A 16,241-nucleotide genomic window follows, 5' to 3' on the forward strand; every position below is an offset into this window, starting at 1 on the left:
CAGCCTCCGCTCACGGCGTCAACGTACGGGCAAAGCGGCTCATTCCCCCGCCGTGAACTTTTCCGCGTTCGCGCGGATCCAGGTGCGCAGGTGGGCCAGCGGCTCCAGGGCGCCGCGGCCCAGGTCGGTCAGTTCGTAATCGACGCGGGGCGGGACCTCCGCGCGGACCGTGCGCAGGACCAGGCCGTGGTCCTCCAGGCGGCGCAGGGTCTGGGTGAGCGCCTTGGGACTGACGCCCTCCAGCTTGCGGCGCAGCTCGCCGAAGCGGCACGGGCCGTCCGCGAGGGCCGTGATGGCGAGACCCGTCCATTTGTGGACGAGCAGCTCCCAGACCGCGCGGCCGGGGCAGAGCAGGCCGTAGATGTCGTGGGGCGTGTGGGGAGAGGGGCCGGTGTACGTGGGCTGACCAGTCATGGTTTCGAAAATATAGTTACGGCCCTTGCGGGTAACCACGCGGTCCGCCTTACCGTCCCGATCATGACTTCCACCGCTGTCTCCCCCTTGGGCTCCCCCGTCCGCGTCGGCCTCGTCGGCCTGTCCGCCCGCGGCGGCTGGGCGCCCCGCTCCCACCTGCCCGCGCTGTCCGCCCTGAAGGGGTACGAACTGCGTGCCCTGTCCGCGTCGAGCGAGGCCTCCGCGCGGGCCGCGGCCGAGAAGTACGGCGTACCGCTGGCCTTCGGGTCGACCGAGGAACTCGTCCGCAGCGATCAGGTCGACCTCGTCGTGGTGAGCGTGCGCCTGCCGCTGCACCGCGAGGTGGTCCTCGCCGCGCTCGGCGCGGGCAAGGCGGTGCTCTGCGAGTGGCCGCTCGGCAACGGCCTCGCCGAGGCCGAGGAGCTGGCGGCGGCCGCGGAACGGGCGGGGGTGCGGACGTTCGTGGGGCTCCAGGCCCGGTCGGCGCCCGCCGTCCGGTACGTCCGGGAGCTGGTCGCCGACGGCTACGTGGGCGAGGTCCTTTCGACCAGCCTGGTGGCCTCGGGGCGGGGGTGGGGGCCGGTCTTCGAGCCGGGCGCCGCGTACCTGCTGGACGAGACGAACGGGGCGACCATGCTGACGATCCCCTTCGGGCACACCGTCGACGCGGTGACCATGGCGCTCGGGGAGTTCACCGAGGTCTCCGCGACCTCGGCGACGCGGCGGCCCGTCGTGCGGGAGGCGGGCACGGGGCGCACCGCGCCGATGACGGCCGCCGACCAGATCGCCGTCTCGGGGCGCCTGGAGTCGGGTGCCGTCGTCTCGGCCCACTTCCGGTCGGGGCTGTCACGCGGCACGGACTTCCACTGGGAGATCAACGGCACGGAGGGAGACCTCGTCGTCACCGGTGACTCCGGCCACCTCCAGCAGGCGGCGGTGACCGTGCGCGGCGGGCGCGGCGCGGACACGGGCCTCGCGGAACTACCCGTGCCCGAACGCCACTTCGGGGTGCCGGAGCTGGACGGACTGCGCGGGGCTCCGTCGTACGAAGTGGCGTACAACGTCGGCGCGCAGTACGCCCAGGTCCTCGCCGACCTGACGCAGGGCACCGCCCACGCGCCGGACTTCGGGCACGCGGTGCGGCGCCAGCGGCTGCTGGACGCGATCGGGCGGGCGGCGGCCACGGGGGCCCGGGTGCACGTCTAGGCTCGTCCGGCCGAACACGGGCCGAGCCGGGGCCCGAGCGAGGCGAGGGCCGGTGCCCCAATCGAGTTGACCGCCCCGGCGGGCGGTGCTGGAGTCGGCACGTGGACAGCATCCCCGCCAACCGGCGGCTCTGGAACCGGATCAGCAGCGCCTACCAGCACGAGCACGACCCGCGCATCGGGGCCGCACCCCGGCTGTGGGGCATGTACTCGATCCCCGACGCGCACCTGCACGCCCTGGGCGACGTCACCGGCAAGCGCGTCCTCGAACTCGGCTGCGGCGCCGGCCAGTGGTCCAGGGCGCTCGCCGCCGAGGGCGCCACCGTGGTCGGGCTCGACCTGTCCGAAGCCCAACTCGCCGCCGCGGCCCGCGCTATGGGGGCGGCCCGCTATGCGCTGGTGCAAGGCGCCGCCGAACGGCTCCCCTTCGCCGACGGCAGCTTCGACCTGGTGTTCTGCGACTTCGGTGGGCTCAGCTGGGCGCCCCCGCACCTGGCCGTCCCGCAGGCCGCACGCGTCCTGGGCCCAGGCGGGCGCCTGGTGTTCAACGTCGCCAGCCCGTGGTTCGAAGCCTGCTACGACGAAGCCGCCGGCCGCGCGACCACGACGCTGCGGCAGGACTACTTCGGGCTGCACACCATCGCCGAAGGCGACGGCGCGACCAGCTATCAGCTCACCTACGGCGACTGGGTCAGGGTCCTGCGCGGCGCGGGTCTCGTCATCGACGACCTCATCGAACCGCGGCCCGAACCGGGAACTCTCAACGGCTACAACGAGACCGACCCGCCCGACTGGGCACACCGCTGGCCGGCGGAACTGCTCTGGGTGACCCACAAACCGTAGGTTCCGCCGCGCCGAGACGCGCAGACCCCCCTCGCCGGCCGCCGGTCAGGAGCCGTCCCGCAGGCCCTTCGGCCAGTTGGGGCGGAACTCGATCCCGTCGAACGTCACCTCGCAGCCCTCGCCGGTGGGCGACTGGGCCATGAAGCCGACGAGGGCCGCGCCCGCCGACTCCTCGTCGCCGAGCGAGAAGATCCGCACGAACGTCCAGCGTTCGCCGTCCGTCGACGCGTGGAAGGCGAACGCCGAGCCGGTGCGGCTGACGCGCAGCCAGGCGCTGTCGCCGTCCACCTCGAAGGCGTTGGCGTCGTCGGAGCGGCCGCGGGTGACGACCGTGCAGATCGTGGGCCGGTCGGGGGAGCGCTCCAGGCACAGCTTGGCCCACTCCCGCTCGCCGACGTGGAGGTACAGCACCCCCGCGTCGAAGGCGGCCGCGAAGCCGACCGTGACGCGGGCGATCAGCTGGAAGTCGCCTTCGGGCGCCCCGAGGAGGCGGGGCGCGTCGGAGGCGGAGTCCAGTGCCGCGCCGGTCGGCGGCACGAAGCGGTCCTGCCGGGCCCCGGCCCGGCCGGTGAGCACCCCCTCCTCGTACGCCCAGTGGCCTTCGGGGCCGTAGCTGCGCAGCGGGAACGGGAGGTGCTCGATGGTGACGTCCATGGCGTCAGTGTTCCAGGCGCCCGTCCACGCGCCGCGGCAGTCCCAGCGGGTTGGCGTCGCGCAGCTCCGGCGGGAGCAGGGCCTCCGGGGTGCTCTGGTAGGCGACCGGGCGCAGCCAGCGCTCGATGGCCGTGCCGCCCACGGACGTCGAGGTGGAGGTGGTGGCCGGGTAGGGGCCGCCGTGGTGCTGGGCGGGTGCGACGGCGACGCCGGTGGGCCAGCCGTCGACGAGTACGCGTCCGGCGAGCGGGGTGACCTCGGCGATCAGTTCGGCGCCGCGGCCGCTGACGCCCGCCGCCTCGTCGGAGGAGAGCTGCACCGTCGCCGTGAGGTTGCCGGGCAGGCGCGAGAGGACGGCGGTGATCTCCGCGTCGTCCGCGTACCGCGCGACGACGGTGACCGGGCCGAAGCACTCCTCCAGGAGCAGGTCGTGCTCCCCCTCGCTCGCGAGGCGCGCGGCCGGGACGGTGAGGAAGCCGGCGCTGACGGTGTGCTCGTCGCCGGCGCCCGGGGTCACCGGGGCGTCCACGTCCGGGAGTCCGGCGCGCTCGCGCACCCCGGCGACGAAGTTGTCCCGCATCCGGTGGTCGAGGAGCACCCCGGCCTCGGTGCCGCCGACCGCCTCGGTGAGGGACTTCACGAGCCGGTCGCCGCCCGCGCCCTCGGGGGCGAGGACCAGGCCGGGCTTGACGCAGAACTGGCCGACGCCGAGCGTCATCGAGCCCGCGAGTCCGGTGCCGATCTGCTCGGCGCGCTCGGCGGCGGCGGCCTCGGTGACGACGACGGGGTTGAGGGAGCCGAGCTCGCCGTGGAAGGGGATCGGGACGGGCCGGGCGGCGGCGGCGTCGAAGAGGGCGCGGCCGCCGCGGATGGAGCCGGTGAACCCGGCGCCCGCGACCAGCGGGTGCTTGACCAGCTCGACGCCCGCCTCGAAGCCGTGTACGAGGCCGAGGACGCCCTCGGGGATGTCGTGCGCGGCGGCGGCCCTGCGCAGCACCGAGGCGACCAGCTCGGAGGTGCCCGGATGGTCGGGGTGGGCCTTGACGACGACGGGGCAGCCCGCGGCGAGGGCGCTCGCGGTGTCGCCGCCGGGCACGGAGAAGGCGAAGGGGAAGTTGGACGCGGAGTAGACGGCGACGACGCCGAGCGGGATCTTGTAGCGGCGCAGGTCCGGGATGGGCGGGGTCGCCGAGGCGTCGGGATGGTCGATGACGACGCCGAGGAAGGCGCCCTCGTCGACTATGTCCGCGAAGGCCCGCAGCTGGTAGCAGGTGCGGGCGAGTTCGCCGGTGAGGCGGACGGAGCCGAGCGCGGTCTCCGCGTCCGCGGCCTCCACGAGCTGGTCCTTCGCCTCCTGGAGCAGCTCGGCGGCGGTGCGCAGGAAGGCGGCGCGGACCGCGCGGTCGGCGAGCGCGGGCGCCGCGTTGCGGGCGGCGAGGACCGCGCGGCCGACCTCCTCGGCTGTGGCTTCCACCGCAACCTGCTCACGCTGCTTCCCGGTTCGGGGGTCGACACTCCAGACTGGTGCTGCTGCCACCGCGGATTCCCTTTCCAGACGTATGCCACTCACCTGGGCTGTTCGATATACTGAACGCCGTCTCTGTTCGTGAATGACCGGAGGCTTCGGAGACTATTTCTCGGCGAACTAAGGGGTCAAGGGCGATGTCGACTGGCGAGACCGGAGGCGGTGCGCAGGTCAAGTCCGCGGTGCGGACGGTTGAATTGCTCGAGTACTTCGCGGGCCGCCCCGGAATGCACTCCCTGGCCGCCGTCCAGGAAGCGGTCGGGTACCCGAAGTCGAGCCTCTACATGCTCCTTCGCACCCTGGTCGAGCTCGGCTGGGTGGAGACCGACGCGACCGGCACGCGGTACGGCATCGGCGTACGCGCCCTGCTGGTCGGCACCTCGTACATCGACGGCGACGAGGTGGTGGCCGCAGCCCGGCCGACCCTGGACCGGCTCTCCGACGACACGACGGAGACCATCCACCTGGCGCGGCTCGACGGCACGAACGTCGTCTACCTCGCCACCCGCCAGTCCCAGCACTACCTGCGGCCCTTCACCCGCGTGGGGCGCAGGCTGCCCGCGCACTCCACCTCGCTCGGCAAGGCGCTGCTCGCCACCCACACCGACGAGCAGGTCCGCAAGATGCTCCCCGAGGCGCTGCCCGCGCTCACCGAGCACACCATCACCGACCGCGAGAAGCTCATCGAGGAGCTGAACACGGTGCGCGAGCAGGGCTTCGCCGTGGACCGCGAGGAGAACACGCTGGGGCTGCGCTGCTTCGGCGTCGCCATCCCCTACCGCACCCCGGCGCGGGACGCGATCAGCTGCTCGGTGCCGGTGGCGCGGCTCACGCCCGCCCACGAACAGATGGTCAAGGACGCCCTGTTCGACGCGCGCGACCGACTGACACTGGCAACTCGTAGGCTCTGACGCATGGATGTCAGTCTCCGCGAAGTGCACGACAGCGATCTGCCCGTCTTCTTCCGGCAGATGAACGACCCCGAGTCCGCCCACATGGCCGCCTTCACCCCGAAGGACCCCGGCGACATGGACCGCTTCGACGCGCACTGGAAGAAGATGCGCACCTCCCCCGGCGTCGACGTGCGCACGGTCCTCGCCGACGGGGACGTGGTCGGCAGCGCCGCGGTGTACGGCGAGCCGGGCGAGCGCGAGGTGACGTACTGGATCGACCGCGCGTACTGGGGTCGCGGCCTGGCCACCGCCGCCCTGCGCGAGCTGCTCGCGCTGATCCCGGAGCGCCCGCTCTACGCCCGCGCGGCGGCCGACAACGCGGGCTCGCGGCGCGTCCTGGCGAAGTGCGGGTTCCGCGAGACCGTGCGGGAGCGGGGGTTCGCGGCGGCGCGCGGGGCGGAGGTCGACGAGGTGGTCCTCGTCCTGGACGGCGGCTGAGGCTCCGCCGCGCGGGGGAGGCGGATCATCGCGGCGCAGGAGGCGCGGTGGCCTCTCCCGGCGGGAGCGTGGGGACATGACCCGATCGCTGCCCGCCCCGCTCCTGGCCGTCGCCCCGCGGCCGGCCTCCCCCGCGCCGTTCGCGCTGGGCCGTTCCCGCCGCGTGCTGCGGTGCGTCGCCCTGGCCGCCTGTGTCCCCTACCTCGCCCTCAAGGCCGCCTGGATCGGCGGGAGTCACCTCGGGATCCCCGAGGGCAGCCCGCTGCTCGACCACCGCGCGTCAATGATCTTCGCGAACGGCCTGACCGTGCTGATGGACGCGGCCGTCATCGTGCTGGTGCTGCTCCTGACCCGGCCGTGGGGCCTGCGGACGCCCGCGTGGCTGCTCGCGTTCCCGATGTGGGCGGCGACGGGGTTGCTCGTGCCGATCGTGGCCGGGTTTCCGCTGCAACTGCTGGTCAGGGCGTTCGGCGAAAGCGTGCACGGCTCTTCGGGGAGCGGCGGGGGCGAGCCGTTCCTCGCCGAGTGGGTCTTCGGCGTCGTCTACACCGGTTTCATCCTTCAGGGCATCGCGCTCGGCTCCCTCTTCGTGCTGTACGCCCGGGACCGCTGGGGGCACCTGTGGCGAGGGCGCGTGGGGGACCTGCCGCGCCCCGGCGCGGGTTCGAGGGGCGTGCGGGCCACCGCCGTCGCCGCCGCGCTGCCGGCCCTGGCGCTGCTCGTATGCCATCTGCTGTGGGCGACCGGCTCCACCGCCGGACTCAGCGCGGCGCAGGCCGAGGCGCGCACCACCGACTTCTACGTCCTGGAGTGCCTGGACATGGTCTACCTCGCCGCCGCTGTGACGGGCGCCCTGGTGCCGGCCTTCCGGTGGCTTCCCGCGCTGCCCGTGAAGGTGCCGTTCGCGCTGGCCTGGGTGGGCTCAGGCGCGGTGGGCTGCTGGGGCGGCTGGCTGCTGTTCGCCTCGCTCGTCGGCCCCTCCGACGACGTCTCCCGACAACCCACCGGCCTCATGCTCCTGGCCTACTCTGTGCAGATGATCACCGGAATACTCGTGGCCGCCGTCGGGGTGCGCTTCCTCAAGGAGCGGGCGGGTTCACCGGCGTGAGGGCCCTCGTCACCGCCCTCTTCGGGCGTCGGACGCGCCGCCGGTGGATCCATCTGATCCTGGGCGGCGCGCTCTCCATGCCGTACGTCTTCGTCGGTTCGGTGCTCGTCGGGCCGCTCGTCGGCGACGACCGGTTCTTCGGGTCGCTGACCTCCCAACTCGCCTCCTTCGGTGCCGGGTTGCCGCTGGCCGCGATCACCGCGCTGTTCCCGCTGACCCGGCCGATGTCGGTGGCCGCCGTGCGGGCGCTGTGCGCGGTGCCGGACGACTCGCTCGCCGAGGGGCCCGCGCGGGGGCGGGTGGCGCGGGGGCGGACCGCCGCCTGGTTCACGCTGCACCTCGGCCTCGGCGGGATCGTCAGCGGCATGTCGCTCGCGCTGCCGCCGTTCGCCTGCGTGCTGATCGCGCTGCCGTTCTTCGTCGTGTTCGGGGGCAGCCGCATCGGGCTGCCCGAAGTCTTCGGGGAGCCCTGGATGGTGGCGCTCTCCCCGGTCATCGGCTGCGCGTCGCTGGTCGCGCTCGCGGCGTGCGCGGCCACGGCGGGCTCCTCGCCCGCTGGGCGCCGGAACTGCTCGGCCCACGCCCGCCGACCGGCTCGCGGCCGCCGAGCAGCGGGCCGCCGACCTCGCGGTGCGCAACCGCCTGGCACGCGAGCTGCACGACTCGGTGGGCCACGCGCTGAGCGCCGTCACGCTCCAGGCGAGCGCGGCCCGCCGCGTCCTCGACCACGACCCGGAGTTCGTCCGCGAGGCGCTGGCCGCCATCGAGGACACCACGCGCCGCACGGTCGGTGAACTCGACGCCGTCCTGGGCGTGTTGCGGGAGGCCGACGACGCCCGCGCGACGGCGCCCGCGCCCACCCTCGAAGCCGACCTGGACGGCCTGCTGCGCCGCACCGGGGCGGGCGGCCTGCGGGTGAGCGCCGCCGTCGACATGGACCCCGCCGGCCTGCCCCCGCTGGTCTCCCGTGAGGCGTACCGCATCGTGCAGGAGGCGCTGAGCAACGCCCTGCGGCACGGCGGTGAGGGCACCGATGTCACCCTGCGCGTCGCCCTGGAAGGACCCGACCTCACCGTCACGGCCGAGAACCCGCTGCCGCCCCGCTCCCCCGCCCCGCGCCCCGGCGGCGGCCACGGCCTGCGCGGCATCGCGGACCGGGCCCGGCTGCTGGGCGGCACGGCCGCGGCGGGCCCGGCGGACGGGGTGTGGCGCCTTGACGTACGACTTCCGCTGAAAGGACACGCATGACGACCGCACCCTCCCCCGAGAGCCCCACCCTGCGGGTCGTCCTCGCCGACGACGAGCGCATGGTGCGTACCGCCCTGCGCGCGATCCTCTCCGCCGAGGCGGGCATCGAGGTCGTCGGCGAGGCGGCGACCGGTGCCGAGGCGGTGTCGGTCGTGCGGGAGCTTGAGCCCGACGTGGTCCTGATGGACGTCCGCATGCCGGAGATCGACGGCATCCGCGCCACCGAGCAGATCCTGCGGACGATGCCGCGACCGCCGCGCATCGTGGTCGTGACGACCTTCGAGAACGACGCGTACGTGTACGAGGCGCTGCGCGCGGGCGCCGCCGGGTTCCTGCTCAAGCGGGCGGACGCGGACTCGCTCGTCCAGGCCGTGCGCATCGTCGCGCACAGCGACTCGCTGCTCTTCCCCTCGGCCGTGCGCGCCCTGGCCGCCGAGCACGGACGCGCCAGGCCCGCACCGCCCGCCTGGGTGGCGCGGCTCACCGGCCGGGAGAACGAGGTGCTGCGGCTGATGGCGGCGGGGCTGACCAACGCGGAGATCGCCGGACGGATGGGGGTGGGCGCGGCGACGGTGAAGACGCACGTGGCGTCCGTCCTCGCCAAGACGGGCGCGCGGGACCGCACGCAGGCGGTGATCGCGGCGTACGAGGCCGGTTTCATGAAGACCGACTGACGGCAGCGGTTCATGAGGACTCTCTGAGAAAACGGTCGCAAGCGGACCAGAAGGGAACGAAACCTTCCCCCTCGCTCGTCCTTCCGTGGGATGAACAAGACGATCAGGCGCGCCTCGGTCTTCGCTCTGCTGCTCGTGCTCGCCCTGCTGGTGCGGGCGACGTGGGTGCAGTTCTACGACGGCAAGGCGCTCGCGGACGACAAGCACAACCGGCGCAACGCGATCGAGCAGTACGCGAACCCGCTGGGCGACATCATCGTGGGCGGTGAGGCCATCACCGGCTCCGCGCGGACGACAGGAGGGGACCTCGCCTACAAGCGCACGTACAAGAACGGCGCCCTGTACTCACCCGTGACGGGCTACAGCTCGCAGGTGTACGGCGCCACCCAGCTGGAGGGCATCTACAAGGACCTCCTGGACGGCACCGACAACCGCCTGAAGAACCCGCTCGACACGGTCACCAACAAGCGCGCCGACCCCGGCGACGTGGTGACGACCATCGACCCGGCGGTGCAGAAGGCGGGCTACAAGGCGCTCGGCGACACCAAGGGCGCCGCGGTCGCGCTCGACCCGAGGACCGGCAAGATCCTCGGCATGGTCTCGACGCCGTCGTACGACCCGTCGAAGATCAGCGGCTCCACGGACTCCGCGGAGTGGAAGGCCCTGACGACCGACGAGGACAAGCCGATGGTGAACCGCGCGATGCGCCAGCCGCTGCCGCCCGGTTCGACGTTCAAGCTGGTCGTCGCGGCGGCGGCCCTGGAGGACGGGCTCTACTCCTCGGTGGACGCGAGGACCGCCAGCCCGAACCCGTACACGCTGCCGGGCACGGTGACGGTCCTGAAGAACGAGAACCCGTCGGCCCCGTGCGAGAACGCGACGATCCGTACGGGCCTGCAGTACTCCTGCAACAACGTCTTCGCGAAGATGGCCGTCGACCTCGGCCAGGACAAGGTGAAGGCGATGGCGGAGAAGCTGGGCTTCGGCGCGGACAAGCTGGATGTGCCGGTGCGCGCGGCGAAGAGCGTGTACCCCTCCGGCATGGACAAGGCGCAGACGGGCCTGTCGGGCATCGGCCAGTTCGACGTGACGGCGACGCCGCTCCAGATGTCGATGGTGTCGGCGGCGATCGCCAACGGCGGCGAGCTCGCCGCGCCGCACATGGTCTCGCAGATCACGGACGCGGACGGCAACGTCCTGGAGAAGTTCGGCGACGGGGACCCCCAGCGTGTGATGAGCGAGTCCGTCGCCGAGGGCCTCCAGTCGGCGATGCGGACGGTCGTCGAGAAGGGCACGGGTTCGAACGCGCAGATCGACGGCGCGACGGTCGGCGGCAAGACGGGCACGGCCCAGCACGGCGAGAACAACAGCAAGACGCCGTACGCGTGGTTCACCTCGTACGCCAAGGGCGCGGACGGCCAGGAGGTGGCGGTCGCGGTGATGATCGAGTCGTCGAGCGCGGCCCGCGACGAGGTCAGCGGCAACGGCCTGGCCGCGCCGATCGCCAAGGCGATGATGGAGGCGGCGCTGAAGGGCTGAGGCGGCACACGCGCGCGGGCCCCGAGGTGCCGCCCCCGGGGCCCGCGCGCGTGTGCGCATGTCAGTGCCCGCGTCCGTACTTGTCCACGCCCGCGTCCATGCCCGTCAGCGCCCCCGGCCGCGCCTGTTGCCCCACAGCCGGAGGCCGAGGGTCAGCGTCAGCGGCACAGCCGCGCCGAACAGCAGCCCGCCGGTGAAGCCGAGCCCCGTGCTCGCCTCGCCGTCGTCGAGCGCGGCCCACAGGCCCGCCAGCGCCACGGTGGCCCCGAGGACGGCGAGCAGGGCGTAGAACTTCCGGCTGAGGAAGTTCGTCCGCTCCGGGACCGGCGGGGGCGCGGCGATCTCCGCCGCCGGGCCGAGGCTGGCCGCCCTGGGGCGCTTGAACCAGGCGTAGACCACCCAGGTGCCGCAGGCCTCCCAGCCGTCGGGGGCGAGGCGTTCGTCCAGGCCTTCGCGGCCGCGCGTGATCAGCTCCCTGCGGTACTCCCACCGCTGGGGCCGCGCGAGATCCCGGTGGCTGACGAAGCGGCCGAGGGCGTCGACGCGCTCGACCTCCCAGCCCTGGTCGCCGAAGCGGTTCAGGAGTTCCTCGTCGACGTAGGTGTCGGCGGTCCAGCGCCAGGTCTCGACGTGTCCCTCCGGGGGCCCGTCGGGGGTGGCGGCCTCGGGGGCCAGCTGCCGGGCGAAGTCCCGCGCCGGGCCGAACTCCGCCTCCGCGTCCTCGGCGCCGGACTCCTCCAGGTGCGCGGCCAGGTCCGCGACGGTCGCCTCGACGCGGTCGGCGGGCAGGCCGTGCGCGAGGAGCCGCTCGGCGAGGTCGATGAGGTAGCCGTCCTGTGTGTGCGGGGTGTGTGGGGTGCTCATCGCACACCCGCCTTCGCGAGGATGTCCCGTACGGAGCCGTCGAAGGCGAGCCACAGCCCGCCCTGCTCGCCGAGGGTCTCGCGCCCGGCGTCGGTGAGCCGGTAGTAGCGCCGTCCCGGCCCCTTCTCGGCGGCGCGGAACTCGGCGGCGACCAGGCCCGCCTCCTCCAGGCGGTTCAGCACGGGGTAGAGCGTGCCGCCCTTGATCTGGCCGAAGCCGGCGGCTCCGAGGAGCTTGGCGATCTCGTAGCCGTAGCTCTCGCCGTCGGTGAGGCTCGCGAGTACGAGGAGGTCGAGTACGCCCTTGAACCAGCTGGCGCGGCGGTCGGCGGTCACGTTCCCGGGCCCTTCACTTGGCGGTGAGCGGCGCCGCGGACGGCGTCGGCGGCGTGAGCGTCGTCAGGTCGCGCACACTGAGGATGACGTGCAGGGCCATGGGCAGGAGCAGGCTGCCGGTGGCCAGGTACAGGCCGCTGAGCAGCGCGCCGAAGACGGCGAAGACGAGGAGTCCCTGGCGGCCCTGGTAGTAGCCGGCGACGGCGTAGACGAGCACGGAGAGGGCCGCGGCGGCGTAGAGGTGGAGGCCGAGCACGCCGACGCCGAAGGCGATGAGCAGCCCGCGGTAGACGAACTCCGCGCAGATGCCGTCGCTCACGCCGAAGGCGACGGCGAGGGCGCGCTCGCGGGGCGTGCCCGGCAGCATCGCCTCGATGGCGGCGCGCCCCGGTACGTGCTTGCCCTGCCGGTCGAGGTCGCGGAGCGCGCGCCCGGAGGTCACCGCGATCACCGCGCAGAACAGGACGCCGACCGCGACGACGGCGGGCTTGTCGGGCAAGGCGATGCCGAGGTCGGCGGCGGCCGTACCCGGCGAGAGCAGCAGCGCCGCGGCCGCGAGGGCGGCGAGGGCCCACCACAGCGCGAGCACGACGCGGAAGTAGCGGACGAGGGCGCCGGGTTCGGTGGCGCGGCGGCGGGCCAGCGAGGCGTACATGCGACGGCCGAGCAGGGGCTCCCCGAGCAGCAGATAGGCGCCGAGCGCGGCCGTGAGAGCCGTGGCGGCGGGTGAGAAGTCCGGCGAGATGGTCATGGCGGGTCCCCCTTCCCGAAGGGGGCGCGGACGTGCGCGGTGGCACGTGCCCGCACCCCCGTGAGCGTCTGAGCTACCTAGACCGTAGAGCGATCTAGTCAGGGATGCAACCTATCTAGGTACGTCGAGTGTGGCAGGGGGCCCGAACGCACGGACGATCGCTCCTCAGCCCGCGGCCCGCCACCCCGGGTCGCGGCCGCTCAGCCCGATCACCCGGTCCAGGAGCGGCGCCCCGTCCGGCACCGGGACCGGCGGGCCGAAGAGGCCGCCCGGCTCCTCGCCCTCCTCCCCACCGGGGGCCAGCACCGCCAGCGCTCCCTCCAGGCTCACCTCGTCGGGCGCGTACTCCTGGCCGGTGGACCGCGCCAGGTCCCAGCCGTGGACGACCAGCTCGTCGAGGGCGACCAGGCCCGCGACCTCGCCGGGCAGGTCGATGCCGCCCGCGCGGGTCATGCCCTGCCGGGCCGCCGGGTCGCGCCACGCCTCGGCGAGGGCGTCGAGGGCCTTGGGCAGCTCGTCGCGCCAGCCGGGGCCGATGTCCGGCTCGGTGCTCGCGGGGTCCTGGTCCAGGGCCGGCCCGAAGTCCTTGCGCGCGGCCGCCTCGAAGGCCCGGGCGAGGCCGATCAGATGTCCGAGCAGATTCCGCACCGCGTACTGGGGGCAGGGCGTGGGCGCCGCGAGCTGCTCGTCCGTGACGTGCGCGGCCAGTTGCGCCACCAGGCGGGCCTGCGGGGCGAGATCGAGGTGGTCGACGGTCATGGGGGCCTCCACTAAGGACTTCGCGCTTGGGATAAGGCGGCTTTCTCGGTACGCCTCCCCTGGTGGACCGGCCGCGCGGCCCGAACTCATCGGCTTCCTTAGGGAAACCGCCCGATACCGTGCCGAGGGCCTCAGGAACCAGCATCACCAGGCATGACATCGACGATCGGGCGCGTCCTGCGGGACCGCAACGCCGGCCTCTATCTGGGCGCGGTGGTGGTCTCCGGCTTCGGGACCTCCGCGCTGTGGCTCGTCTCCGGGATCTGGGTGAAGGAGCTGACCGGCTCCGACGGGCTCGCCGCGCTCTGCCAGCTGGCCCTGTGGGCGCCCACCCTCGTCGGCCCGCTGCTCGGCACGCTCGCCGACCGCACGCGCCGCAAACCGCTCCTGGTGACCGTGAACCTGACCCTCGGCGCCCTGCTCCTGTCCCTGTTCGCGGTGGACTCCGCCGGACGGCTGTGGATCCTCTTCGCGCTCCTGCTGGTGTACGGGGCGTGCGGCGTCGTCACGGACGCGGCGGAGGCCGCCCTGGTCCCGGCGGCCGTCGGCAAGGAGCTGCTCGGTGACTTCAACGGCCTGCGGATGTCCGCGAACGAGGGCATGAAGCTGATGGCGCCGCTCGCGGGGGCGGGCCTGTTCACCGCGTACGGCGGCGCCCGGGTGGCGCTCCTGGACGCCGTCACGTTCGTACTCGCCGCGGGCATGTACGCGCTGCTGCGGGTCCGGGAGGCCGCCCCGGTGCGTGAGCGCGCCTCGCTACGGGCCCGGACCGCCGAGGGCGCCCGGTACCTGTGGGGGCACGAGCGGCTGCGGCCCGTCGTGGTGGCGGGCGGCCTGACGATGCTGACGTCGGGGATCAGCGGTGCGACGGTCTACGCGATCGTGGAGCGGCTCGGCCACTCGCCCGCGTACACGGGCGTGCTGTACGTCGTGCAGGGCGCGGGCTCCGTGGCGGTGGGCGTGGCCTCGGGGGCGCTGCTGCGGCGTTTCGGGGCGTGGCGGTTCGGTGGCGCGGGCATCGCGCTGACCGGTGTGTCGGCGGTCCTGAGCGCGCTGCCGAGCGACGCGGCGGTCCTCGCGGGGAGCTTCGCGAACGGCGCCGGGCTGCCCTGCGTGCTGATCGCGGGGCTCACCGCGGTGCAGCGGGAGACGCCGGACGCGCTGCTCGGCCGGGTGGCGGCGACCGCCAATACGCTGATGTTCGCACCGACCGCGCTCGGCATCGCGGGGGGCGCGGCCCTCGTGGAGAGCGTCGACATCCGCGTCCTGCTGCCGGTTCTCGCGGGGGCGCGGCTGCTGATCGCCGCGCCCCTGCTCCTCGGGCGCCGGGTGCGGGTTACTTCACGTCGGCCCAGCGTTTGATGGTGGCGACGGCCTCGGCCTGTTCGGCGGCGGGCAGTTTGGCGATCGACGCGCCGTGGCCCGCGCCCGGCACGACGTAGCGGTGGGAGTCGCGGTGGCTCGGGGTGAACCGCTCGGCGCTCCACGGGTCGTTCTGGCCGTAGACGAACATCATGCGCTCGCCGCGGGTCTTCACCCAGCGGTCGACGTCGGCGACGGTCCTGTTGTCGTAGGTGCCGCGCATGGCGGCGGGCAGCACGGAGTTGGGCTGGTAGATGTCCGGGTAGTGGCGGACGCCCTTGAGGTGCTTGAACTTCAGGTCCGCCCAGCCGAGTTGGGTGGCCGCCTGGTGGTAGTAGGGGCCCGAGCCGTTGGTGCCGAGGTCCTCGTCGCGGTAGACGCTCAGGCCGTGCTCCTTCGACCAGTCGTAGAGCTGGTCGTCCGTGGCCTTCTTCGCGTCGGGCACGGTGGGGCAGTCGGCGGCGGTGCCGGACTGCCAGAAGTTCCAGACCTGGTCGAGGACGGCGAACTCGTAGGCGCGGTCGGTGGTGCCGAGGGTCTCCTCGAAGGTGTCGCCGTTGGCCTTGGCGTCCGTCTCGAACTTGGGGAGCAGTGTGTCGCGGCGTACGAGCATCTCGCGCTGCACGGCGTTCAGCGACTCCCGGCACTTCTTGGTCCCGACCGTCTTGAAGAAGCGCTCGTAGCCGCTGTCGTCGCGGTTGTCGGCGTCGTTGGGCGCGACGAACGCGACGACCGCGTCGAGGTCGTCGGGGTAGAAGCGCTCGTGGTAGGTCGCGGTCATGCCGCCCTTGCTGGCGCCGGTGCCCAGCCACTTGCCCTTCTCGATGGTGCGCAGGGCCCGGGTGAGGCGGTGCTCGTCGGCGGCCTCCTGCTGAACGGTCATCTTGGACCAGTCGTCGCCCGCGGCGCCGGTGGGCCGGGATGGCCCGAAGTAGCGGTGTTCGACGCTGACTTGGTTGGCGTCGATGAGGCGGGTGAGGGAGGCGGTGCCGCCGCCGAGGGTGTAACCGGTGGTGTAGAGGACGGTCGGCTTGTCCGTGGACTTGTGCCAGAGCGTGGCGCGCTGCGTGAAGGTGGCGCCGCGGGGCTTCGCGTGGTCGACGGGCTGGACGTACGTCAGCGTGTAGAGGGGGTGGCCCTCCTTCTCCGCGACGGACACGACCTTCATGCCCGGTATCTTCTCCAGGCGTTCACGGACGGTGCCGGCCGTCTGGCCCTCCCGGTCCGCCGCAGCGACCTGCGCGACGGCGTCCCCCGCACCGCCGAGCACCGCGGCACCCGCCATCAGTCCCGCGCAGACCAGCGCGGATATCCCCTTGTTGCGCACCTTGTCTCCCTCTGTCCCCTGTACGGGCGACGGTTGTGGCCGTCTCCGGTACCGGCGGCGGTTCGTGGCCGTCCTCGGTACCGGCGGCGGTTGTGGTGCGCGGATCGTAGCGGCGATCACTCGGGGGGCGACAGGGTCGGCGCGGGGCGGGCGTGGTCGGTCACTGCGGGCGGGTCAAGGCCCTTGCGGGGCAAGCATGGTCGGCCCCTCAGGGCGCGACAGGGTCCGCGCAAGTGCACCCA

General features: G+C 73.3%; 16 protein-coding genes and 1 pseudogene. 9 read left to right on the forward strand and 8 right to left on the reverse strand.

Annotated elements, in window-relative coordinates; translation table 11 throughout:
- Window positions 1–39 precede the first annotated feature (39 nt).
- Entirely contained in the window at window positions 40–414 is a 375-nt protein-coding gene (locus KKZ08_RS08870; RefSeq protein ID WP_223773923.1) for a helix-turn-helix domain-containing protein, read from the reverse strand.
- A gap of 63 nt (window positions 415–477) precedes the next feature.
- On the opposite strand from KKZ08_RS08870, the gene KKZ08_RS08875 reads away from it, so the two are divergent.
- Together KKZ08_RS08875 and KKZ08_RS08880 are read left to right on the forward strand one after the other, a co-directional pair.
- A complete protein-coding gene (locus KKZ08_RS08875) occupies window positions 478–1,620 on the forward strand; it encodes a Gfo/Idh/MocA family oxidoreductase (protein ID WP_223773924.1) in 1,143 nt (380 codons plus the stop codon).
- Window positions 1,621–1,721: 101 nt separating this feature from the next.
- The gene (locus tag KKZ08_RS08880; protein WP_223773925.1) at window positions 1,722–2,462 is read left to right on the forward strand and encodes a class I SAM-dependent methyltransferase; all 741 of its coding nucleotides are present in this window, start codon (window positions 1,722–1,724) and stop codon (window positions 2,460–2,462) included.
- A gap of 45 nt (window positions 2,463–2,507) precedes the next feature.
- On the opposite strand, the gene KKZ08_RS08885 is transcribed toward KKZ08_RS08880, so the two are convergent.
- Both KKZ08_RS08885 and KKZ08_RS08890 read right to left on the reverse strand, forming a co-directional pair.
- Window positions 2,508–3,116, reverse strand: coding sequence for a DUF1349 domain-containing protein (locus tag KKZ08_RS08885; protein WP_223773926.1), 609 nt, complete (start codon window positions 3,114–3,116; stop codon window positions 2,508–2,510).
- 4 nt (window positions 3,117–3,120) lie between these two features.
- On the reverse strand, window positions 3,121–4,653 hold the full coding sequence (locus KKZ08_RS08890; RefSeq protein WP_223773927.1) for an aldehyde dehydrogenase (NADP(+)): 1,533 nt from the start codon (window positions 4,651–4,653) through the stop codon (window positions 3,121–3,123).
- 125 nt (window positions 4,654–4,778) lie between these two features.
- On the opposite strand from KKZ08_RS08890, the gene KKZ08_RS08895 reads away from it, so the two are divergent.
- The 6 genes and pseudogenes from KKZ08_RS08895 to KKZ08_RS08920 all read left to right on the forward strand — a co-directional run bounded on the left by KKZ08_RS08895 (window position 4,779) and on the right by KKZ08_RS08920 (window position 10,601).
- Entirely contained in the window at window positions 4,779–5,552 is a 774-nt protein-coding gene (locus tag KKZ08_RS08895; RefSeq protein WP_223773928.1) for an IclR family transcriptional regulator, read from the forward strand.
- Between the two features lie 3 nt (window positions 5,553–5,555).
- Window positions 5,556–6,032, forward strand: a complete 477-nt coding sequence (locus KKZ08_RS08900; protein WP_223773929.1) for a GNAT family N-acetyltransferase — start codon at window positions 5,556–5,558, stop codon at window positions 6,030–6,032.
- Window positions 6,033–6,108: 76 nt separating this feature from the next.
- A complete protein-coding gene (locus KKZ08_RS08905; protein WP_223773930.1) occupies window positions 6,109–7,140 on the forward strand; it encodes a hypothetical protein in 1,032 nt (343 codons plus the stop codon).
- 77 nt (window positions 7,141–7,217) lie between these two features.
- Window positions 7,218–8,388, forward strand: a pseudogene (locus tag KKZ08_RS08910) (histidine kinase).
- Window positions 8,385–9,062 (forward strand): response regulator transcription factor, encoded by a 678-nt coding sequence (locus KKZ08_RS08915; protein WP_223773931.1) that lies wholly within the window; start codon window positions 8,385–8,387, stop codon window positions 9,060–9,062. Before KKZ08_RS08910 ends, KKZ08_RS08915 begins: the two are co-directional and overlap by 4 nt.
- Before the next feature lie 90 nt (window positions 9,063–9,152).
- The gene (locus KKZ08_RS08920) at window positions 9,153–10,601 is read left to right on the forward strand and encodes a penicillin-binding transpeptidase domain-containing protein (protein WP_223773932.1); all 1,449 of its coding nucleotides are present in this window, start codon (window positions 9,153–9,155) and stop codon (window positions 10,599–10,601) included.
- A gap of 105 nt (window positions 10,602–10,706) precedes the next feature.
- Here KKZ08_RS08920 and KKZ08_RS08925 read toward each other — a convergent pair whose 3' ends face one another.
- From KKZ08_RS08925 to KKZ08_RS08940, 4 genes are all read right to left on the reverse strand, one after another.
- On the reverse strand, window positions 10,707–11,465 hold the full coding sequence (locus KKZ08_RS08925; RefSeq protein ID WP_223773933.1) for a hypothetical protein: 759 nt from the start codon (window positions 11,463–11,465) through the stop codon (window positions 10,707–10,709).
- Window positions 11,462–11,800, reverse strand: a complete 339-nt coding sequence (locus tag KKZ08_RS08930; RefSeq protein ID WP_223773934.1) for a PadR family transcriptional regulator — start codon at window positions 11,798–11,800, stop codon at window positions 11,462–11,464. The genes KKZ08_RS08925 and KKZ08_RS08930 overlap by 4 nt, the downstream gene beginning before the upstream one ends.
- A 13-nt stretch (window positions 11,801–11,813) precedes the next feature.
- The gene (locus KKZ08_RS08935; protein ID WP_223773935.1) at window positions 11,814–12,551 is read right to left on the reverse strand and encodes a CPBP family intramembrane glutamic endopeptidase; all 738 of its coding nucleotides are present in this window, start codon (window positions 12,549–12,551) and stop codon (window positions 11,814–11,816) included.
- Between the two features lie 165 nt (window positions 12,552–12,716).
- Window positions 12,717–13,310 carry a TIGR03086 family metal-binding protein gene (locus tag KKZ08_RS08940; protein WP_223773936.1) on the reverse strand — a complete coding sequence of 198 codons (594 nt, stop codon included), beginning with the start codon at window positions 13,308–13,310 and terminating at the stop codon, window positions 12,717–12,719.
- 153 nt (window positions 13,311–13,463) lie between these two features.
- On the opposite strand from KKZ08_RS08940, the gene KKZ08_RS08945 reads away from it, so the two are divergent.
- Window positions 13,464–14,672, forward strand: coding sequence for an MFS transporter (locus KKZ08_RS08945; protein WP_223773937.1), 1,209 nt, complete (start codon window positions 13,464–13,466; stop codon window positions 14,670–14,672).
- On the opposite strand, the gene KKZ08_RS08950 is transcribed toward KKZ08_RS08945, so the two are convergent.
- Complete coding sequence (locus KKZ08_RS08950; RefSeq protein ID WP_223773938.1) at window positions 14,647–15,999, reverse strand: S28 family serine protease; 1,353 nt, start codon at window positions 15,997–15,999, stop codon at window positions 14,647–14,649. The two genes, KKZ08_RS08945 and KKZ08_RS08950, sit on opposite strands and share 26 nt — an antisense overlap.
- Window positions 16,000–16,241: the final 242 nt, after the last annotated feature.

This window comes from Streptomyces sp. 135 (genome assembly GCF_020026305.1).
GTDB lineage: Bacteria > Actinomycetota > Actinomycetes > Streptomycetales > Streptomycetaceae > Streptomyces.